24 protein-coding genes are annotated in these 24136 nt (G+C 60.7%); 16 read left to right on the top strand and 8 right to left on the bottom strand.

What is annotated here, in order from left to right; all coding sequences use genetic code 11:
- Positions 1-4: 4 nt before the first annotated feature.
- From FHT82_RS25640 to FHT82_RS25625, 4 genes are all read left to right on the top strand, one after another.
- A complete protein-coding gene (locus FHT82_RS25640) occupies positions 5-463 on the top strand; it encodes an RT0821/Lpp0805 family surface protein (RefSeq protein WP_183735520.1) in 459 nt (152 codons plus the stop codon).
- A 289-nt stretch (positions 464-752) separates the two neighbouring features.
- Positions 753-1937 (top strand): DnaJ C-terminal domain-containing protein, encoded by a 1185-nt coding sequence (locus FHT82_RS25635; RefSeq protein WP_183735519.1) that lies wholly within the window; start codon positions 753-755, stop codon positions 1935-1937.
- Positions 1938-2059: 122 nt separating this feature from the next.
- Positions 2060-2878 (top strand): enoyl-ACP reductase FabI, encoded by an 819-nt coding sequence (fabI, locus tag FHT82_RS25630; RefSeq protein ID WP_183735518.1) that lies wholly within the window; start codon positions 2060-2062, stop codon positions 2876-2878.
- Positions 2879-2912: 34 nt separating this feature from the next.
- Positions 2913-3527, top strand: a complete 615-nt coding sequence (locus FHT82_RS25625) for a histidine phosphatase family protein (protein WP_183735517.1) — start codon at positions 2913-2915, stop codon at positions 3525-3527.
- On the opposite strand, the gene FHT82_RS25620 is transcribed toward FHT82_RS25625, so the two are convergent.
- Positions 3520-3780, bottom strand: coding sequence for a DUF1344 domain-containing protein (locus FHT82_RS25620; protein ID WP_112542941.1), 261 nt, complete (start codon positions 3778-3780; stop codon positions 3520-3522). The two genes, FHT82_RS25625 and FHT82_RS25620, sit on opposite strands and share 8 nt — an antisense overlap.
- A 246-nt stretch (positions 3781-4026) precedes the next feature.
- Between FHT82_RS25620 and FHT82_RS25615 the strand changes: the two genes are divergently transcribed.
- From FHT82_RS25615 to ribB, 3 genes are all read left to right on the top strand, one after another.
- On the top strand, positions 4027-7200 hold the full coding sequence (locus FHT82_RS25615) for an EAL domain-containing protein (protein ID WP_183735516.1): 3174 nt from the start codon (positions 4027-4029) through the stop codon (positions 7198-7200).
- A 175-nt stretch (positions 7201-7375) separates the two neighbouring features.
- Positions 7376-8473 (top strand): chorismate synthase, encoded by a 1098-nt coding sequence (gene aroC, locus FHT82_RS25610; protein WP_183735515.1) that lies wholly within the window; start codon positions 7376-7378, stop codon positions 8471-8473.
- 10 nt (positions 8474-8483) lie between these two features.
- Entirely contained in the window at positions 8484-9587 is a 1104-nt protein-coding gene (gene ribB / locus FHT82_RS25605; protein ID WP_183735514.1) for a 3,4-dihydroxy-2-butanone-4-phosphate synthase, read from the top strand.
- Between the two features lie 27 nt (positions 9588-9614).
- Here ribB and FHT82_RS25600 read toward each other — a convergent pair whose 3' ends face one another.
- A complete protein-coding gene (locus tag FHT82_RS25600) occupies positions 9615-10805 on the bottom strand; it encodes a winged helix-turn-helix domain-containing protein (protein WP_183735513.1) in 1191 nt (396 codons plus the stop codon).
- 126 nt (positions 10806-10931) lie between these two features.
- On the opposite strand from FHT82_RS25600, the gene FHT82_RS25595 reads away from it, so the two are divergent.
- From FHT82_RS25595 to FHT82_RS25585, 3 genes are read left to right on the top strand one after another with little or no spacing between them, the layout of a single operon-like run.
- Positions 10932-11606, top strand: a complete 675-nt coding sequence (locus FHT82_RS25595) for an ABC transporter ATP-binding protein (RefSeq protein ID WP_183735512.1) — start codon at positions 10932-10934, stop codon at positions 11604-11606.
- Positions 11606-12214, top strand: a complete 609-nt coding sequence (locus FHT82_RS25590) for an energy-coupling factor transporter transmembrane protein EcfT (protein WP_183735511.1) — start codon at positions 11606-11608, stop codon at positions 12212-12214. Before FHT82_RS25595 ends, FHT82_RS25590 begins: the two co-directional genes overlap by 1 nt.
- A gap of 23 nt (positions 12215-12237) precedes the next feature.
- Positions 12238-12801 carry a biotin transporter BioY gene (locus FHT82_RS25585; RefSeq protein WP_183735510.1) on the top strand — a complete coding sequence of 188 codons (564 nt, stop codon included), beginning with the start codon at positions 12238-12240 and terminating at the stop codon, positions 12799-12801.
- Here the strand turns inward: FHT82_RS25585 and FHT82_RS25580 are convergent.
- Positions 12798-13199, bottom strand: a complete 402-nt coding sequence (locus tag FHT82_RS25580) for an acyl-CoA thioesterase (protein ID WP_183735509.1) — start codon at positions 13197-13199, stop codon at positions 12798-12800. The two genes, FHT82_RS25585 and FHT82_RS25580, sit on opposite strands and share 4 nt — an antisense overlap.
- A gap of 186 nt (positions 13200-13385) precedes the next feature.
- Here FHT82_RS25580 and FHT82_RS25575 point away from each other — a divergent pair, with 186 nt between their 5' ends.
- From FHT82_RS25575 to FHT82_RS25565, 3 genes are all read left to right on the top strand, one after another.
- Positions 13386-14321, top strand: a complete 936-nt coding sequence (locus FHT82_RS25575; protein ID WP_183735508.1) for a histone deacetylase family protein — start codon at positions 13386-13388, stop codon at positions 14319-14321.
- A 2-nt stretch (positions 14322-14323) separates the two neighbouring features.
- The gene (locus tag FHT82_RS25570) at positions 14324-14575 is read left to right on the top strand and encodes an exodeoxyribonuclease VII small subunit (protein ID WP_183735507.1); all 252 of its coding nucleotides are present in this window, start codon (positions 14324-14326) and stop codon (positions 14573-14575) included.
- Between the two features lie 87 nt (positions 14576-14662).
- A complete protein-coding gene (locus tag FHT82_RS25565; RefSeq protein ID WP_183735506.1) occupies positions 14663-15430 on the top strand; it encodes an SDR family oxidoreductase in 768 nt (255 codons plus the stop codon).
- An 87-nt stretch (positions 15431-15517) separates the two neighbouring features.
- Here FHT82_RS25565 and FHT82_RS25560 read toward each other — a convergent pair whose 3' ends face one another.
- Positions 15518-16030 (bottom strand): hypothetical protein, encoded by a 513-nt coding sequence (locus tag FHT82_RS25560; protein WP_246698224.1) that lies wholly within the window; start codon positions 16028-16030, stop codon positions 15518-15520.
- Positions 16031-16034: 4 nt separating this feature from the next.
- Positions 16035-16724, bottom strand: a complete 690-nt coding sequence (locus tag FHT82_RS25555; protein ID WP_183735505.1) for a hypothetical protein — start codon at positions 16722-16724, stop codon at positions 16035-16037.
- A 312-nt stretch (positions 16725-17036) separates the two neighbouring features.
- Here FHT82_RS25555 and FHT82_RS25550 point away from each other — a divergent pair, with 312 nt between their 5' ends.
- Together FHT82_RS25550 and dxs are read left to right on the top strand one after the other, a co-directional pair.
- Positions 17037-17960, top strand: coding sequence for a pirin family protein (locus tag FHT82_RS25550; protein ID WP_183735504.1), 924 nt, complete (start codon positions 17037-17039; stop codon positions 17958-17960).
- 102 nt (positions 17961-18062) lie between these two features.
- Positions 18063-19979 carry a 1-deoxy-D-xylulose-5-phosphate synthase gene (gene dxs / locus FHT82_RS25545; protein WP_183735503.1) on the top strand — a complete coding sequence of 639 codons (1917 nt, stop codon included), beginning with the start codon at positions 18063-18065 and terminating at the stop codon, positions 19977-19979.
- A gap of 24 nt (positions 19980-20003) precedes the next feature.
- Here dxs and FHT82_RS25540 read toward each other — a convergent pair whose 3' ends face one another.
- Together FHT82_RS25540 and FHT82_RS25535 are read right to left on the bottom strand one after the other, a co-directional pair.
- Complete coding sequence (locus FHT82_RS25540; RefSeq protein WP_183735502.1) at positions 20004-20333, bottom strand: Atu4866 domain-containing protein; 330 nt, start codon at positions 20331-20333, stop codon at positions 20004-20006.
- A gap of 2 nt (positions 20334-20335) precedes the next feature.
- Positions 20336-21073 (bottom strand): SDR family oxidoreductase, encoded by a 738-nt coding sequence (locus FHT82_RS25535; RefSeq protein WP_183735501.1) that lies wholly within the window; start codon positions 21071-21073, stop codon positions 20336-20338.
- 174 nt (positions 21074-21247) lie between these two features.
- On the opposite strand from FHT82_RS25535, the gene FHT82_RS25530 reads away from it, so the two are divergent.
- Positions 21248-22123, top strand: a complete 876-nt coding sequence (locus FHT82_RS25530; RefSeq protein ID WP_183735500.1) for an AraC family transcriptional regulator — start codon at positions 21248-21250, stop codon at positions 22121-22123.
- A 66-nt stretch (positions 22124-22189) separates the two neighbouring features.
- On the opposite strand, the gene FHT82_RS25525 is transcribed toward FHT82_RS25530, so the two are convergent.
- The gene (locus tag FHT82_RS25525; protein WP_183735499.1) at positions 22190-24136 is read right to left on the bottom strand and encodes a methyl-accepting chemotaxis protein; all 1947 of its coding nucleotides are present in this window, start codon (positions 24134-24136) and stop codon (positions 22190-22192) included.

Raw genomic sequence — 24136 nt, 5'->3', positions numbered from 1 at the left:
CAGGGTGGAAGTCATAGCAAAGACACATCGCCATACAAAGGGTTCGCTGCGCCGCAGCGTCAGACTCTCCATCGTCGGTATCGCGATTCTGTCCCTCTCCGGCTGCGTGGCCGGAGGGTTCGATTTCCTGAGTTCGGCAAAGGTGGATCGTTCGGTGGCGACAGGCACCGTGCCACAGCCCGCTCCCAGCACCGATACGCTTTCCGACGAGATGACGGTGCGCAACGCCGTAACCTCAGCCGATATCCAGAAGCTCGAGGGACAGCCCCTTCCCTGGGCCAATGCCTCGACCGGCAGCGCCGGTGTCATCGATACGATCGTCGAGAACAATGACGCCGGCCAGGTCTGCCGCCAGTTCCGCACGACGCGCCACTCCTATGTCGGCATCGCCAAGTTCTATGGCAAGACCTGCCTTGTCGGCGGCGGCAACTGGCAGCTTCTGAGCTTCCAGCCGGAAAGCTGAGCCCGTCTGCTCAGCTGTTTCGGCGGGATGCACGCCTGACGCGCCAGGGTTAATGTGTCGTGCCGATTCGCCTCAATGTTTAGTGAAAGACTAACCATTCGCGGCAAAACACCCCATGTCCAACTTCGGAAATAAGAAGTGATTAGCAACTCTCCCGCACGATCGGCCGACGAGCGGGCTTTCCTGTCGCATAAGCGAACGGGACGGCGCGTCATGAGTTGAGTATTCGGTTTCCGGGAACGGCCACGAGGAACATGCCTCCCGGATTGCGACAGCGGCGGTGCGAACAATGCGTGATCCATACAAGGTACTGGGCGTCAAGCGCGACGCGGGAGCGGATGAAATCAAGGCAGCCTGGCGCAACATGGCCAAGGCCGTGCATCCCGATCACAATCAGGGTGACCCGACGGCGACCGCACGTTTTGCCGAGATCGGCCGCGCCTATGAGACGCTGAAAGATCCAAGGAAGCGCAATCTCTTCGACAGCGCAGTGCGTATGGCAGAGGCCAAGAAGCAAGAACAAACGATCATGCAGCAGCGGCACGCAGCCCGTGAGGCGGCCGAGCGCGCAAAGGCCGCGCAGGCCAATGCCGAACGCGTGATGGAAGAGCTTGCGCGCGCCAACGCCAATGCACAAAAGGCCGCCGCGGCAGGTGCCAAACAGCAGCAGGCCGGCACTGCCGAAGCCGCAGAAGAGATGGTCGAACGGATCTTCGGTGCGCAGACAGCCCGCACTGCCGGCGCACAGGCCCAATCCCAGGCGCATTCGCAGCAAGCACAGGCCAAGCCGCATGCAGCGGAGGCCGCCAAGCAGCCGGAACAGGAAACCACCGAATCCGACCCCGCCAAGGCAGAGGACGAGCATATGGAGGCCTCCGTTACCGGCGGCACCAACATGTCCCTGCCGCTCAGTCTGCTGACCTCGCTTGTGCGTCGCTTCACCGGCGCCGGCCAGCCGGGCCTTGAAAAGGCGCCGGATGAAGGGGCGACCGCGACCGTGACGATCGAAGACATCATGAAGGGAAGCTGGACGACGGTTTCCCTTCCCGAAGGCCGCGAAGTGGGCTTTGCCCTGCCGGCCGGCACGACCGAAGGCCATCAGATCCGGCTCAAGGGCCAGGGTTTCAAGCTGCCTGGCATGCAGCGCGGCGATGCCGTGATCAATATCCACATCGCCCCCGACCCACGCTTCACCGTCGACGGTTTCGACGTGCATGCGGTGCTGCCGCTGAACATCGAGAATGCGGTGCTCGGCACTGAGGCGCGTATCGACGGGCCGCAGGGACCGCTCAATGTAACGGTCCCGGCCTGGTCCGGCTCCGACAAGACGATCCGCATTCCCGACCAGGGCCTGCCCAACGACAGCGGCGGAAAAGGCGATCTCGTCGTCGAATTGCGTATTATGTTGTGGGAAAAACCCGACGATAAAGTCACCGATCTCATGCGAAGTATGCGTGAAGGGCTGTTTTTATGAAATTTCAGTGACAATCGCACCCTTTGTTACGATCCCTAACAGTTGATGATCTTAGCCAAGCTTGAACCGATTAACGGCCTATGCCATAGGCAGGATCATCAGAATTCCTAGGGAAGCGAAATATGGCTCAAGCATCCGGCCTCATGGCAGGCAAACGCGGCGTCATCATGGGTGTCGCCAACAATCGTTCGATTGCGTGGGGTATTGCCAAGGCCATTCATGCGCAGGGCGGGGAAGTTGCATTCACCTACCAGGGCGATGCCCTGAAGAAGCGCGTGGAGCCACTGGCTGCCGAAATCGGCGCCGTCATGGTCGGCCATTGCGACGTCAGTGACGAATCCACGATCGATGCCGTTTTCGACAATGTCGAGAAGCTGTGGGGCAAGATCGATTTCATCGTGCACGCGATCGGTTTTTCCGACAAGGACGAACTGACCGGCCGTTACGTCGATACGACACCGGACAATTTCGCCAAGACGATGCAGATCTCCGTCTACTCCTTCACCTCGGTCGCTCGCCGCGCCGAGAAACTGATGACGGAAGGCGGCTCGATGCTCACCCTCACCTATTACGGTGCAGAAAAGGTGATGCCGAACTACAACGTCATGGGCGTCGCCAAGGCTGCTCTTGAAGCGAGCGTCAAGTATCTCGCCGTCGATCTCGGACCGAAAAACATCCGCGTCAACGCCGTTTCGGCAGGTCCGATCAAGACGCTGGCTGCTTCGGGCATCGGTGATTTCCGCTATATCCTCAAGTGGAACGAGTACAATGCGCCGCTGCGCCGTACGGTTACCATCGAGGAAGTGGGCGATGTCGGCCTCTACCTTCTCTCCGACCTGTCGCGTTCGGTGACCGGTGAGGTGCATCACGCCGACAGCGGCTATCATGTCATTGGCATGAAGGCTGTGGACGCGCCTGATATTTCCGTCATCAAGGACTGAGGCGTCCTACTACCCTCGAGCGGAGCCGATCCCCGTGCTTATCTATGTGATCAGACACGGCCAGACCGACTGGAATGCGGAGCGTCGCCTGCAGGGGCAGAAGGATATTCCGATCAATGCGATCGGCCGCGAACAGGCAAGACAGAACGGGATCGCCCTTGCGGCGATCCTGAAGGGCGAAGATACGGAATTCGATTTCGTCGCAAGCCCGCTCGGCCGCACGCGCGAGACCATGGAGATCATGCGATCAGCCATGGGGCTCCCGTCCAAGGACTACCGCACCGACGAACGCCTGGTCGAGGTCTCCTTCGGCGACTGGGAAGGCTATACGCTGAAGCAGCTCAGGGCCTCGCAGACCGAGCGCGTCGCAGAACGCAACATCAACAAATGGGATTTCATTCCGCCGGGAGAGGATGCGGAAAGCTACGAGATCATGTCGTGGCGGACCGGCGCATGGCTGAATTCGGTCGACCGGCCGACGGTCTGCGTCACTCATGGCGGCGTCATTAGAAGCTTATTCAAGATAATCTCCGACCTGCCGAAGGACATCGCTTCCGAGGGCGAAATTCCGCAGGACCGGATTTTGAGGATCGAGACGTCGCAGAGCCTGATCGGCTGGATCCAGCCCGGAGAGGGCTTGATTACTTGACGATGTCGAGATCGTTGATGACGCGCTTGCCGTCGACTTCCGTATAGAAAATCACCACCTTGACGCCGGCCTTCAGGCCTTCGAAATCGAATTCCTCGGGCGCCTGATAGGTCTTGCCGTCGTCCAGCGTCAGAACGAGATTGGTCGTGTCGACCTTTTTGATGGTCGCCTCGACATCAGCGCTCTCGGCAAAACTGCTCATGGGCGAAAGAAAATTTGCCGTGGCCAGAAGCGTAGCAATAACGAAACGCATGTCGGCAATCCCTTTGAAACGCTGCCGTTGATATCGAGTGGCCACAGATAAACTCCTGAATATGGCGAAAATTGCCCGGAAGAATGGCTTTCGGCGCCCAATTGATGAATAGGATTTTACGGATAATCAAGAGGCTCCGTTGACCGTCTTTTTCTCTCCGTTTACGCGATTTAGCAGCCACGAATGCGCGCAATCGTAAATTAACTCCTGCACCCTAAAGTCAATGCGAATGTAGGGGTGTGTGATTTGCAATTCCGGCCAAGCAACAGCAACCGGCTGCGGCGTGTTCTGAAGAATACGCGTGTCTCGCTGCTGGTTTCCGCCCTCATGGCTGTCGTCGTTATTGCCGTCGGCTTTGCGCTCGACAGCGCGAATACTGCCGCCTATCTGCGCGAGCTGCAAATCCGAACTGCAAACGAGACGAACCTGATCCGCGCCCGCATGCAGGCGCAGATCAACATGGACATCACCGCCGTCCGCGACCTTTCCAACCTGATCTCGCTCAGCACGCAGGCGAACGAAGTGGAGATGGAACGGCAGATCAACTGGCTGCTGATCCAGAACCCGCATTTCATCCATATTGCGGTCGCGCCTGATTTCATCGTCAAGTCGGTCTATCCGGCGCAATCAGGCAAAGACCGGATCGGCAGGGATGTGCGGGACGTACTGCTGCAACGCATGTCGATCAGCCGCAATTCCGGCGATCAGGCGGCCCGCTTCTACGGTCCCTTCAAGACGACGGATGCAGAAAACGCCTTCGCGATCTTCTTCCCGGTTTTCGTCAAGCAGGACGGCAAACGCCGCATCTGGGGCGCGGTCGAGGCGGTCATCGACCAGAACATGTTCTACGAGGCGACGGGCCTTAGACCCGCGCGCAACAGCGAGAACCAGGAGCGCTACCCGCATCTCGACCATCTGTCGATCGCGGTGCGCGACATCGGCACTCCGGACGAAACGGCCGCGCCCTTCTTCGGCCCCTCCGATATTTACGGCAAAGATCCGCTCCGCCGTAAAATCAATTTCGCGGGCGGGCGGTGGGAATTGGCGGCGGTACCGAACACAGGCTGGAAGGCCGTTCCAGACAATCAGCCCGAACTGCGATTGATCATCGTCGCCGCAGGCTGCGTGATCATCATCCCGATCTTCTTCGCCACGTTGCTGCTCGGCGAACGCAATCGCAATATTACGCAGCTTGAAGCGCGCGAGGCCAAGCTTCTGGAACTGTCGCAGCGTCTCAACCTGGCACTCGAATCCTCCCGGATCGGTATTTGGGAGTTGCCGGAAAACGCCACCAGCCTTTCCTGGGATGCGCGCGCATCCTCGCTTCACGGCCTCAAGGCGATCGAGGGTATCCGATCACAGGCAGTGTGGCTGTCAACGATCGTGCCCGAAGACCGCGAAATCGCAGAGGTTCATTTCTTCGGCTGCAGCATCGCGGGGGAAGCCTGTACCGCGCAATACAGAGTGATGCGGGAGGATGGCCGCATCCGCCACCTGCGGTCCATCGGCGCCTTCTATACGGATGCCGGCGGCGCAGGAAAGACGATCGGCATCGTCTGGGATGTCACGGCCGACGCGGAAGTCACCAACACGCTTCGTCTCGCCAAAGAAACAAGCGAACTCAAAAATGCCGAGCTGGAACTCGCACTGGAAGAGCTTTCAAGCCGCGAGGCCGAACTTTCCGTACTCTCCAGCAAGCTCGATCTGGCACTCGATTCCTATCAATGCGGAATCTGGGAAGCCGTTCTTGGCAAAGCCGGCTCGATCTGGGACGAGCGCATGCACGAGCTCTACGGGTTGAGGCAGAGCAATGCCTTCGTGACCGAAGACGCCTGGCTCTCCCGCATCCATCCCGATGATCGCGGGCTGGCGCTCGAAAGCGCCCGACATTTCAGGCAACTCGGGGACACGCATACGCTTGTCGCCCGTGTGCCGGACGAGAATGGCGGCTTGCGCTACGTGCGTTCTGTCGGCAAGGTGCACCGCACGCCGACCGGCGAGATGAAAATCATCGGCATCGCCTTCGATTCGACCGAGGACGCGTTGATGACGCTGCGCCTCAAGTCCGCGAAGGACGAAGCGATCGCCAAGAACATCGAGCTGGAGCTTGCCAAGAACAGGATCGAGCACAATTCTCTCCACGACCCGCTGACCTCGCTCGCCAACCGCCGCAAGCTCGACATAGCACTGGAAAGCCTGACGGATGCCGGCCGCAGCGAGCGGCAGACATTCGCGATCCTGCATATCGACCTCGACCGCTTCAAGGAAATCAACGACACACTGGGGCATGCCGCCGGCGACGCGATGCTGGTGCATGCATCCCGCGTGCTTTCGAGAAGCGTGCGTGACAGAGATGTCGTGGCGCGTATCGGCGGCGACGAATTCGTCATCCTCTCCTTCGACACGGGCGACACGGAGATGGCGGAGCTTGCAGGCCGCATCGTCGAGGAAATGCGTCAGCCCATCGATTTCCAGGGCTTCTCCTGCCGCTGCGGCGTGTCGATCGGCATAGCGCTGGCGAACGGCATCCATGTCGATGCGCGCAAGGTGCTGATCAATGCCGATATCGCGCTCTATCGCGCCAAGAGCCTCGGCCGCAACCGCTTCGAATTCTTCAATCACAATCTTCAAGCCGATATCATCAACAACAAGCGCACCGCAGACGAGATCCTCGCCGGCATCGACAATGGCGAGTTCACGGCCTGGTACCAGCCGCAATTCTGCGCCCGTTCGATGAAGCTGACCGGGGTGGAGGCGCTGGTGCGCTGGCGCCATCCCTCCAAGGGCTTGCTGACGCCGGATAAGTTCCTGCGCATTGCCGACGAGATCAATGTCGTACAGACGCTCGACCGCATCGTGCTGGAGACCGCATTGCGCGACAAGATGCGCTGGGCCGCTCAGGGCATCTCCGTGCCGAAGGTTTCGGTCAACGTCTCGGCGCGGCGCCTGCACGACGGCAGCCTGCTGGAATCGCTTGGCGACCTGCAGATCCGCCCCGGCGAAATCTCTTTCGAACTGGTGGAATCCATCTTCCTCGACGAGAGCGAGGATGTGGTCTCGCAGAATCTCGAACGGATCAAGGCGCTCGGCATCGATATCGAGATCGACGATTTCGGCACCGGCCACACGTCGATCGTGTCCCTGCTGAAACTGAAGCCGAAGCGGCTGAAGATCGACCGGCAGCTCGTGCAGCCGATCGTCGCCTCTTCGCAGGAGCGTGCGCTCGTCAGCTCCATCATCGAAATCGCCCGCTCGCTTGGCGTCGAGACGGTGGCCGAGGGCGTCGAGACGCTTGATCATGCCGAACTGCTGCGCGATCTCGGCTGCGATCTTCTGCAGGGCTATGCCTTCGCACGCCCCCTCTCCTTCGACGATTTCGCCATCGAGGCGCGCGGCACGGCTTGGCTGCTGGCATCCTAGAGCCCAGTGTCCACCTTCCACCGTTCGCAAATCCAGGGGACACCATTTCCCGGAGAGTACCTTTCGGCGCAAAGAAAGGCTTTTGCCTGAGCGTTTTTTTGGCCTATGAGTGTCGCGCCTTTTTAAGTAATGGCGCGGCCGGTGACGACCGGCTCCGCGCATCCGGCGGGAACACATGTCGCATAATACATTCGGTCACCTCTTCCGTGTAACCACCTGGGGCGAAAGCCACGGATCGGCGCTCGGCGCCGTCGTCGACGGCTGCCCTCCGGGGCTGCGCTTCAAGCTCGAGGACCTGCAAGTCTGGCTCGACAAGCGCAAGCCCGGCCAGAGCCGCTTCGTCACCCAGCGGCGCGAGGACGATCTGGTGAAGGTTCTCTCCGGCGTGATGATGGATGCCGACGGCGAAACGATGATCTCGACCGGCACGCCGATTTCCATGCTGATCGAAAATACCGACCAGCGTTCCAAGGACTACGGCGAGATCGCCCGACAGTATCGCCCCGGTCATGCCGATTACACCTATGACACGAAATACGGCATTCGCGACTATCGCGGCGGCGGCCGTTCGTCTGCACGCGAGACGGCGGCACGCGTGGCAGCCGGCGGCATTGCCCGCCTCGTCGTGCCCGGTGTCACCATCCGTGGCGCGCTGGTGCAGATCGGCAAACACAAGATCAACCGCGTCAACTGGGATTGGGACCAGGTCGGCCAGAACCCATTCTTCTCCCCCGATGCCGAGATCGTACCCGTCTGGGAAGAGTATCTCGACGGCATCCGCAAGGCCGGCTCCTCCATCGGCGCGGTCGTCGAAGTCGTTGCCGAAGGTGTTCCGGCAGGCCTCGGTGCACCGATCTACGGAAAGCTCGACCAGGATATCGCTTCGCTGCTGATGTCGATCAACGCCGTGAAAGGCGTGGAAATCGGCAACGGCTTTGCCGCCGCCGAGACGAGCGGCGAGGACAATGCCGACGAGATGCGCATGGGCAATGACGGCAAGCCGATCTTCCTGTCCAACAATGCCGGTGGTATTCTTGGCGGTATTTCGACTGGCCAGCCGGTCGTCGCCCGCTTCGCCGTCAAGCCGACCTCTTCCATTCTCACCGAGAGGCAGTCGATCGATGCCGACGGCAAGAATGTCGATATCCGCACCAAGGGCCGTCACGACCCCTGCGTCGGCATTCGCGCCGTGCCGATCGGCGAGGCGATGATCGCCTGCGCCATTGCCGACCACTATCTTCGCGACCGCGGCCAGACCGGCCGGCTGAAATAGGACTTGTCCCATGCCTTATGACCAGAAGCGCGTTGTCGATGCCATCAGGGCTTTCGAAGCCGGCGAAATCGTCGTCGTCATGGACGACAATGACCGCGAAAACGAGGGCGACCTGATCGTTGCCGCCGTGCATGCGACGCCGGAAAAGATGGCCTTCATCGTGCGCCACACATCAGGCATCGTGTGCGCGCCGATGCCGAAGGAAGAGGCCAAGCGGCTGAACCTCAACGCCATGGTGGCGGAAAACGATTCCGCCCATACGACGGCCTTCACCGTTTCCGTCGATTTCAAGCACGGGACGACGACGGGCATTTCCGCCGACGACCGCACGCTGACGGTGCGTAATCTCGCCAATCCGAATGTCGGCGCCTCTGATTTCGTCCGCCCCGGCCATATCTTCCCGCTGGTTTCCCGCGAAGGCGGCGTCCTGATGCGCTCGGGCCACACGGAAGCGGCGGTCGATCTCTGCAAGCTTGCCGGCCTGCCGCCGATCGGTGTTATCTCAGAACTCGTCAATGACGACGGCACGGTGACGCGCGGCCCGCAGGTGGTGGATTTCGCCGAACAGCACGGCCTGAAGCTCCTCTCGGTCGCCGATCTCATCGCCTATCGCCAGCGCAAGGAAACGCTGATCGAACTCGGTTCGAGCTTCGATATCGAGACGCCGTTCGGCAAGGCCAAGGCCTACACCTATTCCCTGCCCTGGGACCCGATGCAGCACCTCGCCGTCGTCTTCGGCGATATCCGTGACGGTGTCGATATTCCGGTGCGCCTGCATCCGGAAAACGTCGCCGAGGACCTGTTCGGCAAGCGCAAGCCGGTCGATTTCTACATGCAGAAGATTGCGGAACTGGGCCGTGGCGTCATCGTCTACCTGCGCGAAGGCTCTGTTGGAGTCGGCCACTATGATAACGGCCGCAAGGCACGCAATCAGGGCCGCGAGGCCCATGCCGAAGCGCAGACGCGCGAAAACGAATGGCTGGAAATCGGCCTTGGCGCGCAGATCCTCAAAGATCTCGGCGTCAGCTCGATCACGCTGATGACCAGCCGCGAACGGCACTATGTCGGCCTGGAAGGATTCGGCATCAAGATTTCCAAGACGGAAATCTGCTGATTATCCTTTCTCCCTCGGGAGACGGGACTACCCTCTCCAGCCGTCCAGATAAACGACTTGCTCCACACCGGCAAAGCGCGCCAGGCGATCGAGCTCGGCTTCCAGCTTTTCGATCCGACCGGCAGACGCTTTCACGCGCGGCTCCAGCCACAGCCGCTTCACATCGAGCGTGCCCCTTTTCCTGTCTGCCTTCATATCGATGCGGCCGATCAGCCGGTCGCCTTCCAGGAGCGGAAAGACGTAATAGCCATATTCACGCTTCGGCTCCGGCACAAAGATCTCGATGCGATAGAAGAAGCCGAAGAGGCGCTCGGTCCGGTTTCTGTCCCGAATCATCGGGTCAAACGGGCTGAGCACCCGGATGCGCGGGGGCGCTTCCGGATAAGTGTCTATCGTGCCGAGGAAATCGGCAAAAGCCCATGAAGAGCGCGGCTTACCCCCAAGCGCCGGTTCGATCAGCACTTCGATCAGCTCATCCCCATGTTCGGTTACCCAGGCCTTCGCCTCATCCGGTGACAAGAGGTCCCAGAAGGCGGCGATTTCGCCGTGGGTGGCAAAGCCCAAGCGGGTGAGCGCACTGCGGCACGCCCAGTCGACGAAATCCTCGCGGCTCACCTCCGGCTCATGGAATTCGGCCGGAATGACGCGCTCGACGAGGTCGTAGATCTTCTGGAAGTTGGAGCGGCCGGCGATGGCGAACTTGCCGGTACGCCAGAAATATTCGAGCGCCGTCTTGTTCGGATGCCAGTTCCACCAGCCGCCGGAGACGTGACCGTCCGCCTTCATGTCACGCGCCAGGATCGCTCCGCCCTTGACCACCCGCTCGTAGGTTTCCTCGAATGAGGCTTCGAAGCCCTCGCCGCGCCATTTGCGCCAGCGCTCGATGATCGCCTTCTCCTCGTCGCGAAATTTGTGCTTCCAGTATTTGAAGAAGGCGCTCGGCAGGATGGAGGCATCATGCGTCCAATGTTCGAAGAGCGCGCCTTCCTTTTCCAGGAGCGCGGTCAAGTGCTCGCGCCGATAGGTCTGATTGCGGGAAAAGAGGATCTGGTGATGAGCGCGCTCGACCGTCTGGATGCTGTCGATCTGCACGAAGCCAAGATCATGGATAAGATCCAGCAGGCCAGCCTTGGTCAGCGCGCGGTTCGGAGGCGCGCTCAACCCCTGCTTGGCGAGAAAGACACGGCGAGCATCTGAATTGGAGAGCAGATTCGTCATGCCGCCATCATAGCGCGGAAAATCTTCCTAGCCACCCGATACCATATTGGAGCCGATTTGATTTTTGATCCTTTATCGGGTCATCACCGCCCTATAGAAGCAGGAACTCTAACAAGGGGACCAGATTTGGATATTCGTTTCGAGAGCGCAGGTGCCAGTTTCGGGCCAAGGGTCGCGGTCGAACCGCTGACGCTCTCGCTCACCGAAAACCGGCTAGGCGTCATCGGGCTCAACGGTTCGGGCAAGACGACCTTCGCGCGGATGATCAATGGGCTGATGAAGCCCACCACGGGCAAGGTCCTGGTCAACGGTCGCGACACGCGCGACGAGAAGACGGCGCTTGCCGATGTCGGCTTCATCTTCCAGTCGCCGCAGAACCAGATCATCCTGCCTATCGTCAGGGACGACATCGCTTTCGGATTGAAGGGCCGCGGCTTAACCAAGGCGGAGATCGATCGGAAGGTCGAGCTGGTGCTGGCTCGCTTCAACGCCAGGGAACTGGCCACTCGCCGCGCGCACGAGCTTTCCGGCGGCGAATTGCAGATTGCGGCCCTCTGTTCGGTGCTGGCGACCGGTCCCGACATCCTGATCCTCGACGAGCCCACCAACCAACTCGATCTGAGGAACCGCGCATTGGTGCAGAAGACCATCGACGGGCTCGAAGAAAACGTCGTCGTCATCACCCATGATCTGGAGCTGATCTCCGGTTTCGAGCGGGTGCTGCTCTTCCATGAAGGCGAGCTTGCTGCCGATGCGCCGGCGGCGCAGGCAATCGCCCGTTACAAGGAGCTCGCGGCCTGATGCAATCACTCTATGTCGAAGGCAACAGCGCCCTGCACCGGCTTTCGCCGCGGGCCAAGATCCTTGCCCTCTTCCTGCTCGGCTTCGTGCTGTTTTTGAGTAACAACCTTCTGCTGCTTGCGGTCGTCATGCTGTTGACCGTACTCATCTATCGCAGCGTCGGCATGCCGGTAAAGGAATCGGCCGCCCGGCTGAAACCGATCTTCTTGACGATCGCATTCGTGGCGCTCGTCACCCTTATCGTGAATCCATGGCATCAGGCTTTCGCAACATTGCTACGGCTGACCGGGCTGATGCTGTTTGCCGCCGCCGTGACAGCCACAACGACGATCGCCCAGTTCATGGACGAGATCACGACGCTTGTGCGGCCACTGGAACGCACCGGCTGGGTGAGGGCTGACGATGTTGGCTTGGCGGTCGGCCTCGTGCTGCGTTTCGTGCCCGAGATCATTGCCCGCTACCATGCAATCAGCGAGGCGCATGCAGCGCGGGGGTTGAAACTGCGACCGACGACGATCCTTACCCCGCTCATCATTCTGACGCTCAGGGATGCGGATAACGTTGCTGCGGCGATTGACGCGCGCGGCATTCGGCGGCATGTCAGTTAACGTTTTGTGAACTGGAGATCACGATGAGCACGCGAGACCTCGTCCTTACCGCTCTTTTCGCCGCGATCATCGTGGCCCTTGGCTTGCTGCCGCCAATCTATGTCGGCATTGTTGCAGTTCCGATCACGGCGCAATCGCTCGGCGTGATGATGGCAGGTGTCGTCCTTGGCGCGAAACGGGGCTCAATTGCGGTGCTTATCGTGATTGCACTTGTCGCAATGAACCTGCCGGTGCTTTCGGGCGGCCGCGGTGGAATGACGGCCCTTGTCGCCCCTACGTCGGGCTTCCTGTATGGCTGGGTCTTCGCTGCCTTCGTTACGGGCTTCCTCAGCGAGCGGCTGGTCAACGCCAGTCAGTCCGGCCTTGTGCAGACGGTGAGCTTTTTCCTTGCTGCCATCATCGGCGGCATCTTCGTGCTCTATCCATTTGGCATTGTCTTTGCGGCTATCGTGGCCGATGTCACCTTGCAGAAGGCCTTCCTCGGCAGTTTCTTTTATATCCCAGGCGATGTGATCAAGGCCTTCGTTGCAGCGCTCGTCGGCCGGGCCGTCATGGTCGGCTATCCGTTGCTGCCGGTTCGCGCTTAATCCAGAAAGCCATAGAGCCAGTCGCGCGTCTCTTCGGGAAGCGCGGCCGGCGAGCCGTCCTCACGGCTGCGTGCCTGCCAGGTGATCTCAACCTCGGCTGCACGCTCGTCTTCGATCTCGGCAGCGATAAGGAAGCCGATAGACCGGACGCCGATCTTGTCGACGCCAGCGGTGAAGGTTACCGTCTCGTGATAGTGCAATGGCCGATGAAGGATGCAGGACACCTTGGCGGGAGTATAGGCAGGCTCGTCCTCCACATCAGGTCTCAATGACCAGAAACCTGCAAGTACGGATTCCGCATAGGAAATATAAGAGGCCAGAAACATCTGGCCGTTCATATCCACATCGCGAAACGGCACACGCAATTCCACCATGTCCGGGCGGTTCGTCTTACTCATTTACAGGTCTGCCTTGCATGTTATCACTTAGACCCTAACACGGGGTCCGGCGAAGTAAACGAAACAATTAAATTAGCGTAAACGCCGGCACACGGCTCTTAATTGCGGCGATGCCGCTTGTTGAAATCGGCAGGCGGCGCCCCATCTCGTGTGGATCATGACATATACGACCGATAGAGTGCCGGCATGAGCACCCGTCTTTACGAACATCCCATCTTTCTCGAGCACGTGACGCCGTCTGGCCATCCCGAGCGCTCCGACCGCATCCGCGCGCTCAATGTCGCGCTGGAGCATCCGAATTTCGAGCGCCTCGACCGAAAGGAAGCACCGCAGGCGAATGAGGATGCGGTGCTGCTTGCTCATCCGGAAGAGCATCTGATCGCCGTCATGCGGCAGATTCCGGAAGAGGAAGATCAGATCAACCAACTCGAAGCCGATACTTATGCGAGCCAGAAGAGCCTGCAGGCCGCGTTGACCGGTATCGGCGGGGCAATGGCCGCAGTCGACGATGTGTTCCGCGGCAAGGCGGACAATGTGTTCGTCGCTGCTCGGCCGCCGGGACATCACGCCGAGAAAATGACGGCCATGGGCTTCTGTTTCTTCAACAATGCGGCGATTGCCGCCCGCCATGCACAGAGGGCGCACGGGGCAGAACGTGTGGCTATCGTCGACTGGGACGTGCATCATGGTAACGGCACGCAGGATATTTTCTGGGATGATCCTTCCGTGCTTTTCTGCTCCACTCACCAAATGCCGCTATATCCCGGCACGGGCGCCAAGGATGAGAACGGTGCGCATGGCACGATCGTCAATGCGCCGCTTTCGCCCAATGTCGGCAGCGATCATTTCCGTGAGGCGTTCAAGTCGCGCGTGCTGCCGGCACTCAACGATTTCCGGCCGGATCTCATCATCATCTCGGCCGGCTTCGACGCGCATCACCGTGATCCGCTGGCGCAGATCAACCTGACGGGTGAGGATTTCGACTGGGCAACCGGCCGTCTTCTCGAAGTTGCCGACCGCAGCGCCAATAACCGGGTCGTCAGCCTGCTGGAAGGCGGGTATGATCTGGAAGGGCTTGCCGAGTCGGCGGGTATGCATATCCTCAGAATGATGAAGGGTTGAGAATGACTGACAGCGCCAAGCCGGAGGTTTCCGGTCTTTCCTTCGAAAAGGCAGTTGCCGAACTCGAAAGCATCGTTGCCCGCCTGGAACGCGGCGACGTAGCGCTGGACGAATCCATCGAGATTTATGAGCGCGGCGAAGCGCTGAAGAAGCATTGCGAAGCGCTGCTGACCGCTGCCGAAAACCGCATTGAGAAGATCCGCCTCGACCGCGCCGGCAAGCCGCAGGGCGTCGAACCGCTCGACGGCGCTTAAGCAACAATAAAACTTCCTGTCTTAGACGCTTGGCCGCCGGCTTCCTGCCGATCTATGATCCCTCGACAACATCAAGGGAACAGCAGAATGACGGACAGATTGAAGGGGAAGGTCGCCATCATCTCGGGCGGCGCCACCGGCATGGGCGGCGCGGCCTCGAAGCTCTTTGCGGCTGAGGGTGCGCGTGTTGCGATCATCGATCGGAATGGCGAGGCGGCAGCCGAAACCATGAAGCAAATCCGTAATGCCGGCGGCGAGGCCGATTACTGGACGGCGGATGTCTCGGACGAAGCAGCGGTCAATGCCGCGGTGGCAGGCGTCGAAGAGCGCTATGGGCCGGTCACCGTGCTTTTCAATCATGCCGGCACGATCGTCATCAAGCCGTTCCTGGAAACCACGCTGCAGGAATGGGACTGGCTGCATGCGGTCAACGTCCGCTCCATGTTCCTGATGACCAAGGCGGTGTTGCCCAAGATGATCGAGGCCGGCGGCGGATCGATCGTCTGCACCTCCTCGATCTCGGCGGTTGCCGCCACGCCGATGGAAGTGCTCTACGACACGACTAAGGGGGCGGTGCATATGTTTGCGCGCGCCATCGCTGTCGAATTCCGGGACCGTAATATCCGCTGCAATGCCGTCTGCCCCGGCTTCATCCGCACGTCGCACGGCCTGCGCGAGGTGAAGGAGCTGCAGGCACATGGCGTCGATGTGTCCGATGCAGCAATTGCCGCACAGCAAGGCCGGATCGGCGAGCCGGAAGATGTCGCCCGCGCTGCGCTCTATCTTGCCAGCGATGAATCGATCTTCGTCAACGGCGCCCATCTTTTTGTCGACAATGGTTTTACCGCGATCTGAGCAAGCGCCGGTGAAGCCCTCTGAAAAAGTCCTGCGAAACGCTGCTTTCGGCCGCCGAAAGCAGCGTCGAGAAGATCAGGCTCCAGGCTATTTCTCCAGACTTAGCATCACGTAAGCCTCGCCGCCTTTCCGGTCATGCTGGAAGACGAAGCGATGTCCCTTGACCATGCCGGGGAAGGGCGTCCCTGCCTTGTTGGCCTGCGGCGTCTTATCGGCAAACTCGCTGATGGCGCGCAGGAATTGTGCATGCAAGGCCGGATTGGACCGGTTGGGACTCGTTACCGCGCATTCGCGATTGGGCTCGATTTGAACGGACAAAGACTTGTCATCCGTCATGCCCATGGCGGCATTGCCGAACGTGAGGAGTTTCTTGATGCCATAGCGTTTTGCCTTGGCGGAAGCGGCGGCAAAGGATGGTGCGGAGCGCAGGCAGACATCCTTGAAAGCGGTAATGGCGACATCGACGCCCTTACCGGCCTCAACGGGTGCCGCCGCCGCGATTTGTTGGGTTGCGAGGTATGCCGCGAATGTCGCCGCCAGCAAGGTGCGGGCCGCCCCGCCGTTCATCCAGCCGGTGGTGCGATGTTCAACCAATGTCATGATCTTATTTTCCCTTTGGTTTCGGATTCTCTGGAAGCAGGAGGCCGCCGTAGGCGGAGAACTTGGTGTAGGTCATGCGGGCATAGATCTCAGGCAGATTGAGCTTCATCGCCTCCCGCAACGGCTGCGGCGCTTCGGATCCGGCAAGGCGGGCCGTGTCATGCCCGAAAAACAAGCCGGTCGAACCCGTGGACACGATATCGACGATACCGGCATCGACGATTTCACCCTTGCCGATCACAATGGAATTGTCTCCGAGCAGCGGGATTTGGGGCTTGTCCCCCTTCTCGCCCATCCATCCGAGATTGGCGAACCCCATCGCCGCATTGTTGTTGCCGTTGTCGCAATAGACCATGGTGATGATATAACGACCGGGTTCGATCGCCCGGAACGACGTGCGGATGTCCTCGATAGCGGTCGCCTTGGCGACCGCAGCCAGGTTCAGTGTCAGCATCTGAACCGAAAGCTTGGCGAAGTCCTTCAATGCCGCGTTGCCATAGACGCCGGTCGGCTGTCCTATCTCGACGAAGGGGCCTGGATCGATCCTGCCATCGACGATCTTCTGGAGGCGAACCCGCCCCCTCGAACAATATGTGCCGTCCCAGGAGACGCGCACCACGGCTGCCGCCCCCTTTTCCCGAACCATGGTTTCCGCTCGCTTGCCGGCAACCTTGGTGCTCTCGCTCATTTTCATTGAATTGGGATTTTCTGCGCAGGATGAAAGAACAGTCAGGGACGCAATCAGACCGGCGGCCAGCGGTCGCATATTTCTCATTTTAAATCCGTGGCGTCCTATATATGCCCTTGCTCTTTAATGCCTCTTTCGGTTGCAAAATTTTCAACTCAGGACAAGCATTTTCCATTTTCTCACATCGCAAAAGTGTGCCTTGGTGAAAGAGTCATTGATGCGAAAGAACAGATTGAGCGGTTCGGATATCAGGCCCTGCGGCGGCCTTGCCTCCGTCGCCGTTCTGACTAAGGTGCGCAAACTGAACGGAGATCCCCCATGTCCTTCTTCCCCGGTAAAGATCCCCTGCCCGGCGATGCCTTCGCCTGTGATGCGATCGAGAACCTGATCATTCCGCGCACCAGCGATATCGGCGGCTTCCAGGTCCGCCGCGCCCTGCCGACGCGCCAGCGCCGGCTCGTCGGGCCTTTCATCTTCTTCGACCGCATGGGGCCGGCCATCCTGAAGCCCGACGAGGCGCTCGACGTGAAGCCACACCCGCATATCGGGCTTTCGACCGTCACCTATCTCTTCGACGGGGAAATCCGCCATCGTGACAGTCTCGGCACGGAAAAGGTCATCCGCCCTGGTGATATCAACCTGATGACGGCCGGCCGCGGCATCGTGCATTCCGAGCGCACGCCGGACAATCTGCGCGGCCATCCGCTCTCCATGTCCGGCCTCCAGACATGGCTTGCACTGCCTGACGACAAGGAGGAGATCGATCCTTCCTTTGCCCATACCGAAAAGACTGATATGCCGCTGATCGACGATGGCGGGGTGACCGGCCGTGTCGTCATCGGTTCGTTCGAAGGGCTGACTTCGCCGGTGAAGGTCTTCACCGATACGCTCTATGCGGATATTGCCCTGCAGCCGGGCTCGAAATTTCCCTTCGGTGCAGCGCATGAGGAGCGTGCCGTCTACGTGCTTGCGGGCGAGGTCGTCATTGCCGGCGACCGTTTCGCGGCGGACCAGCTTCTCGTCTTCCGGCCAGGCGATGCGATCACGCTCGAAGCCGGCACCGAGGGCTGTCATCTCATGCTGTTCGGGGGTGCTGCACTCAACTCGAAACGCTACATATGGTGGAATTTCGTATCCTCCTCGAAAGAGCGGATCGAGAAGGCCAAGGAGGAATGGCGCACCGGCCGCTTCGATATCGTTCCTGGCGACGAAGAGGAATTCGTGCCTTTGCCGGAGGGCTGAAGTGCTCTAAGGTGAAAAACTTGCGGTTATTCAAATGCAGTTGTTTTGCCGCAATTCAATCGAATAAAGCAAAGCCGATCAGTCAAAGAAGAGCGCCCGCCCGTGACACAATCCCCGAAGACCCCGCTGCTCGATCAGGTCGCCTACCCTGCCGACCTGCGCAAGCTCGAGGATCGCGATCTGCCGCAGCTTGCACGCGAAGTCCGGGACGAAATGATCGATGCGGTGTCCCGCACCGGCGGGCATCTCGGCGCGGGTCTCGGCGTGGTGGAATTGACGATCGCCATCCACAGCGTCTTCAACACGCCCGATGACCGGCTGATCTTCGACGTCGGCCACCAATGTTATCCGCACAAGATCCTGACCGGGCGCCGCGACCGCATCCGCACGCTGCGCCAGGAAAACGGCCTCTCCGGCTTCACCCGCCGGGCCGAGAGCGAATACGACCCCTTTGGCGCGGCGCATTCATCCACCTCGATTTCCGCCGGTCTCGGCATGGCAGTCGCCGCCGATATAGACAAGACGGACCGCCGCGTGATCGCCGTTATCGGTGACGGAGCGCTGTCGGCGGGCATGGCCTATGAGGCACTGAACAATGCCGGTGCTCTCGATGCTCGGCTGATCGTCATTCTAAACGACAACGACATGTCGATTGCGCCGCCGACGGGCGCCATGAGCGCCTATCTCGCCCGCCTTGCTTCCGGCCGCACCTATATGGGCTTCCGCGATTTCGGCAAGAAATTGACGGCTTACCTCGGCAAGAACATCGACCGGGCGATCACCCGCGCCGTCGAGCATGCCCGCGGTTACGTGACCGGCGGGACGATGTTCGAGGAAATGGGCTTCTATCATATCGGCCCGATCGACGGTCATTCCTTCGATCATCTTCTGCCGGTGCTGCGCAACGTGCGCGACAATGCGAACGGCCCGGTGCTGATCCATGTCGTGACGCAGAAGGGCAAGGGCTATGCGCCGGCGGAAGCTGCAGCCGACAAATATCACGGCGTCAACAAGTTCGATGTCATCACCGGCACGCAGGCGAAGGTGAAGCCGAATGCACCGAGCTATACCAATGTCTTTGCAGAAACTCTGGTCCAGGAAGCCACGCTCGACGACCGCGTCGTCGGCATCACAGCGGCGATGCCGAGCGGCACCGGTCTCGACAAGTTCGCCGAGATCTTCCCGTCACGCTATTTCGATGTCGGCATTGCCGAACAGCATGCCGTGACCTTTGCCGCGGGCCTTGCCGCCGAAGGTTTCAAGCCATTCGCAGCGCTCTATTCCACCTTCCTGCAGCGCGCTTATGACCAGGTCGTGCATGATGTGGCGATCCAGGGCCTGCCGGTGCGCTTCCCCATCGATCGCGCCGGTTTCGTCGGCGCCGACGGCCCGACGCATGCGGGCTCCTTCGACACGGCCTTCCTTGCCACCCTGCCCGGCTTCGTGGTCATGGCGGCCGCCGACGAGGCGGAGCTGAAGCATATGGTGCGCACGGCCGTTGCCTATGATACCGGCCCGATCTCGTTCCGCTATCCGCGCGGCGAAGGTATCGGCGTCGACATGCCGGAGCGCGGCCAGATTCTCGAGATCGGCAAGGGGCGCATCGTCAAGGAAGGCACCAAAGTCGCGCTTCTCTCTTTCGGGACGAGGCTTGCCGACTGTCTGTTGGCGGCCGAAGATCTCGATGCCGCAGGCCTGTCGACGACGGTTGCCGATGCGCGCTTTGCCAAGCCGCTCGACCATGCTCTGATCCGCCAGCTTGCACGGCATCACGAAATCCTCATCACCGTGGAAGAAGGTTCCGTCGGCGGCTTCGGCAGCCAGGTCATGCAGTTCATGGCGATGGACGGGCTGCTCGACCGCGGGCTGAAGGTCCGTTCGCTCGTCATGCCCGATATCTGGATGGAGCAGGCGAAGCCGGAGGCAATGATCGCCCATGCAGGTCTCGATCGCGCCGGCATCGTCTCGACCGTCTTCAACGCGCTCGGACGCGGTGTTGCGGTCGGTGTGGCCGGTTAAGGCCGCACACCGACCGGCATCTGCTTATTCCGGCTTCTTGCCGTCGCGATAGAAGATCATGCCGCCGTGATGCAGCACACCGTCGATGAAATCGCCGTCGGCGGTAAAGCCGGTATCGTCCCAGTATTCGATATGGTCGCCGGTCACTTCATAGCGGCCCTGATAGGCGCTCTTTCGCGTGCCGCGCGCCTCGTCATATCGCCCGTTCGGCAGCAGCTCCTGACGGATATGCCCGTCACCGGTGATCCACATGCCGAGATAGGGATGGTTCTGCATTTTCTGTTCCTCTGAAAGAGCCGATGAAGAGGCTGCGAACGAAAAGACCGCGGCTGCAAGTGCCGAACGGATTGCCATGGTCAGAGCCCCACATTTTCGGTCGGACGAACCGAGATGTCGTTGACGTCGACATCGTAGGGCTGCTCGATGGCGAAGCGGATTGCCCGGGCGATGGCGTCGGGCTTCAGGGCAATCGCCCGGAAGGAGACCATGGCTTCAGCCGAGAAGGGTTCGGTAATCGTCGAAGCGAGTTCGGATTCGACCACACCAGGATAGATGCAGGTGACCCGAAGTTTCTTATTTTCCTGACGCAGACCGTCGGAAATCGCCCGCACCGCATATTTCGTCGCGCAGTAGACGGCGGCGGTCGGCACGACCGCCAGGCCGCCCACCGAGGAGATATTGATGATCTGGCCGCGATCCTGCGCATTCATGATCGGCAGTACGGCGGCAATGCCGTAGAGCACGCCCTTGATGTTGACGTCGATCATCTGATCCCATTCCTCGACCTTGAGCGAGGACATGAGCGACAGCGGCATGATGCCGGCATTGTTGATGAGGACGTCGATGCCGCCGAAAGCATCGACCGCCGCCTTGGTGAAAGTCTCGACGTCGGCTCGATCGGTCACGTCGAGCGCGCGGAATTCCACCGTGCCGCCGCCGTCACGGATTTCCCATGCCAGTTCTTCCAGCCGGTCGGTGCGGCGCGCACCGATCATCAGCTTCGCGCCTGCCGCACCGAGTTCGCGCGCCACGCCGGCACCAATGCCGCTGCTGGCGCCGGTGATCAGAACCGTCTTGTCCTTGATACCAGTCATGTCTCTTTCCTCATGCTTCAATGATGGCCGCAGCCGGATGCTGCCGATCCATGCGCATGAGATTGGGTCCGAGGGGCGGAAGCCGATAGCAAGCTTCTCCGGATTTCTTGCACGATCTTCCGAAACCAGCCGAGAGCACTTGGCATTTGCCGCAGTGTCGGCCATGCTGCTTGAATGGAAAAAATTGCCGAACTTGCAGAATTGATCGATCGCCACACGGGTACGGACGGCAGCTTCGATACGGCGCTGCCGCGTGTCGGCATCATACGATCCTCCGCCCGAACGGAACCGATCCACACACTCTACGAACCTTCCTGCTGCATCGTGGCGCAGGGGCGCAAACGCGCTGTGATCGGCGACAGCGTGCATGTCTATGATGCCGCGCATTATCTCGTCGTCGGCGTCGACCTGCCCGTCATCGGCGCGGTCGTCGAGGCGAGCGCCAACCGGCCCTATCTGTGTCTGAGGCTGCAACTCGACCGCAGCCTGCTTACCGAGATGCTTCCTGCCGTCTGCGGACGGCCGCCGGAGAGCCCAGCGGCGGGCGTCAGCGCCACGACGCCTGAGTTGATCGATGCCGCCGCGCGCATGCTGCGGCTGCTCGACACGCCCGACGATGCGGAGGTTCTGGCGCCTTTGGTCGAGAGGGAAATCCTCTATCGCCTCATACGCGGGCCGCAGGGCGCACTGCTGCGGCAGATTGCCAATGGTGAAAGCCGGCTCAGCCAGATCGGCCGGGCGATCGACTTCGTTCGAAAGAATTTCAGCGAGCCCTTCGCCATCGAACATCTGGCTTCTGTGGCAGGCATGAGCGCGTCATCCTTTTACGAACACTTCAAGACGGTGATGGCGATGAGCCCGCTGCAGTTTCGCACCCAACTGCGTCTGCAGGAGGCGCGGCGGCTGATGGTGACGGAAGGGTTGACCGCGGCTGAGGCGGGTTTCCGGGTGGGCTATGACAGCCCTTCACAGTTCAGCCGCGATTATGTCCGCGTGCATAATGTTCCGCCGCGGCGGGATATCGAGCGGCTGCGCGCCTCCGCCGGGTGAGACCGCAAAAAAGAAAAGGCGGCACCGAATGCCGCCCTGCCCTTTTCATCAATGAGGCGATTGCTCTCAGAACTCGGTCCAATCTTCCTGGACAGCAACGGCGGCTGCCGATGCCTGCCTGCCGCCGAAGGCCTTGGTGACCTTGCCGGCGAGCGCACGGGCCGGAGAGGCGACCGGGCGGGACGCGGCGGTTGCGGCTACCGTCCGCTGGACCGGAGCGGCAGCCTGGGCGCCAAGCTTGAACTGTCGCAGCAGTTCGTCGAGGGCAGAGGCTTCCTGGGCAAGCGCGTGACTGGCAGCCGTCTGCTCTTCAACCATGGCGGCATTCTGCTGTGTGCCCTGGTCCATGTTGTTGACGGCGGTGTTGATCTCCTGCAGGCCGATCGACTGTTCGCGGGTGGCTGTGACGATCGCGCCGACGTGGCGGTTGATTTCCTGAACCTCGGCGACGATCGCCTCCAGCGCCTTGCCGGTTTCGCCGACGAGGCCGACGCCCGAGTTGACCTGTTCGCTTGATGTGTTGATCAGCGCCTTGATTTCCTTGGCAGCATTTGCCGAGCGCTGGGCGAGTTCGCGGACTTCCTGTGCGACGACGGCAAAGCCCTTACCCGCTTCACCGGCACGTGCCGCTTCGACGCCGGCGTTCAGAGCGAGCAGGTTGGTCTGGAAAGCGATGTCGTCGATGACGCCGATGATGTTGGAGATCTCGCCCGAGGACTTTTCGATCTGCTGCATGGCCGAAACCGCCCTGCGGACGACTTCGCCGGACCTTTCGGCGCCGAGGCGGGTGCGCTCGACAAGGTTGCCGACATCTTCGGCACGCTTGGCGGAGTCGCGGACCGTCGTCGTGACTTCTTCGAGAGCGGCGGCGGTCTCCTCGACAGCAGCGGCCTGCTGCTCGGTGCGGTGGGCGAGATCATCCGCGGCAGAACGGATTTCGCCGGCGCCGGCGTTGATGGCCGAAGCGTTGCGGCCAACCGATTGCAGGGCGGCCTGCAGCTTTTCGAGGGCATTGTTGAAATCGTTGCGCAGGCTGTCGTATTGCGGCGCGAAGGGCGTATGGATGCGGGCTGCGACATCGCCATTCGCAAGCCCTGCAAGGCCGCCGGCCAGAGCTTCGACCGCAAAGCGGAGTTCGCCTTCTTCACGGGCTTTTTGCTCATCGCTGATCTGGCGCTGACGTTCGGCTTCGCCGCGCATGCGGTCGGTTTCGCCGGCAAGCTGCTGCTTTTCGATGGCCGCTTCCTTGAACACGAGCACCGACTGGGCCATGCGGCCGACTTCGTCCTGCCTGTCGGTGGCCGGAACTTCGATATTGTTGTCGCCGCCAGCGAGACGATCCATGGCGGCCGTCATGCCGACGATCGGACGAACGATTGTGCGCGACAGAGCCCAGGCGAGTGCGGCAGCGGCGAGTGCAGCAGCAATGCCACCGGCCAGAAGCGTGGTCTTGAGGTCGCTGTTGGCATCCGCCCGCGCCGCAGCGAGTGCTATGGACTTGTCGCGGGCGAGAGACTTGATCTTGGCGGAAGCGGCACGGAAACCGTCGAGCTGGCCCTTGGTGGCGTTGACGCCGATCTTGACGACGTCTGCGATCGGCGTCTCTGTTTCCTTGCGAGCCTTGGCCTGCGGCTCGGCAAGCTCGTGGAAATACAGGTCGGCCGCCTTCTGCATGTCGTCGATCATCGAGACCAGCTCAGGCTGGGAAGCAGCAGTCTGCTTGGCAGCGGCAATCGCCTTCAGCATGCGGTCGCGGTTGGCGAAAATATCGCCATAAGTGCTGTCGCTGCGGAAGAGGATGAAGCCGCGCAGGTTGACGGCCTGCTCGAGCATGGCCTGCAGCGCGTCGTCGATCTGATTGACCAGAAGCTCGGACTTTTCCTGCTCGGCGGAAGCGCTCGCCGACGTGGTTGCCTTGGAATAGACGAAAGCGGAAACGGATACGAAAATAAGGATGAGTGCTGCGAACGTGGCCGCAAGCTTACCATTCAAGGATATGTTTCGGGCGAACAT

The organism is Rhizobium sp. BK275 (assembly GCF_014193555.1).
In the GTDB taxonomy this organism is placed as follows: Bacteria; Pseudomonadota; Alphaproteobacteria; order Rhizobiales; family Rhizobiaceae; genus Rhizobium.
The sequence above is the reverse complement of the archived record's forward strand: the minus strand, read 5'-3'. Positions and strand labels throughout refer to the sequence as shown.

Coding starts and splice junctions, on each gene's coding strand:
- FHT82_RS25590 (WP_183735511.1), top strand. CDS start 11,606: ATGCAATCACTCTATGTCGAAGGCAACAGCGCCCTGCACCGGCTTTCG.
- FHT82_RS25620 (WP_112542941.1), bottom strand. CDS start 3,780: ATGCGTTTCGTTATTGCTACGCTTCTGGCCACGGCAAATTTTCTTTCG.
- FHT82_RS25550 (WP_183735504.1), top strand. CDS start 17,037: ATGTCCTTCTTCCCCGGTAAAGATCCCCTGCCCGGCGATGCCTTCGCC.
- FHT82_RS25570 (WP_183735507.1), top strand. CDS start 14,324: ATGACTGACAGCGCCAAGCCGGAGGTTTCCGGTCTTTCCTTCGAAAAG.
- FHT82_RS25535 (WP_183735501.1), bottom strand. CDS start 21,073: ATGACTGGTATCAAGGACAAGACGGTTCTGATCACCGGCGCCAGCAGC.
- FHT82_RS25580 (WP_183735509.1), bottom strand. CDS start 13,199: ATGAGTAAGACGAACCGCCCGGACATGGTGGAATTGCGTGTGCCGTTT.
- FHT82_RS25600 (WP_183735513.1), bottom strand. CDS start 10,805: ATGACGAATCTGCTCTCCAATTCAGATGCTCGCCGTGTCTTTCTCGCC.
- FHT82_RS25530 (WP_183735500.1), top strand. CDS start 21,248: ATGGAAAAAATTGCCGAACTTGCAGAATTGATCGATCGCCACACGGGT.
- FHT82_RS25555 (WP_183735505.1), bottom strand. CDS start 16,724: ATGAAAATGAGCGAGAGCACCAAGGTTGCCGGCAAGCGAGCGGAAACC.
- ribB (WP_183735514.1), top strand. CDS start 8,484: ATGCCTTATGACCAGAAGCGCGTTGTCGATGCCATCAGGGCTTTCGAA.
- FHT82_RS25635 (WP_183735519.1), top strand. CDS start 753: ATGCGTGATCCATACAAGGTACTGGGCGTCAAGCGCGACGCGGGAGCG.
- FHT82_RS25540 (WP_183735502.1), bottom strand. CDS start 20,333: ATGGCAATCCGTTCGGCACTTGCAGCCGCGGTCTTTTCGTTCGCAGCC.
- FHT82_RS25585 (WP_183735510.1), top strand. CDS start 12,238: ATGAGCACGCGAGACCTCGTCCTTACCGCTCTTTTCGCCGCGATCATC.
- FHT82_RS25565 (WP_183735506.1), top strand. CDS start 14,663: ATGACGGACAGATTGAAGGGGAAGGTCGCCATCATCTCGGGCGGCGCC.
- fabI (WP_183735518.1), top strand. CDS start 2,060: ATGGCTCAAGCATCCGGCCTCATGGCAGGCAAACGCGGCGTCATCATG.
- FHT82_RS25525 (WP_183735499.1), bottom strand. CDS start 24,136: ATGTTCGCCCGAAACATATCCTTGAATGGTAAGCTTGCGGCCACGTTC.
- FHT82_RS25560 (WP_246698224.1), bottom strand. CDS start 16,030: ATGACATTGGTTGAACATCGCACCACCGGCTGGATGAACGGCGGGGCG.
- FHT82_RS25575 (WP_183735508.1), top strand. CDS start 13,386: ATGAGCACCCGTCTTTACGAACATCCCATCTTTCTCGAGCACGTGACG.
- aroC (WP_183735515.1), top strand. CDS start 7,376: ATGTCGCATAATACATTCGGTCACCTCTTCCGTGTAACCACCTGGGGC.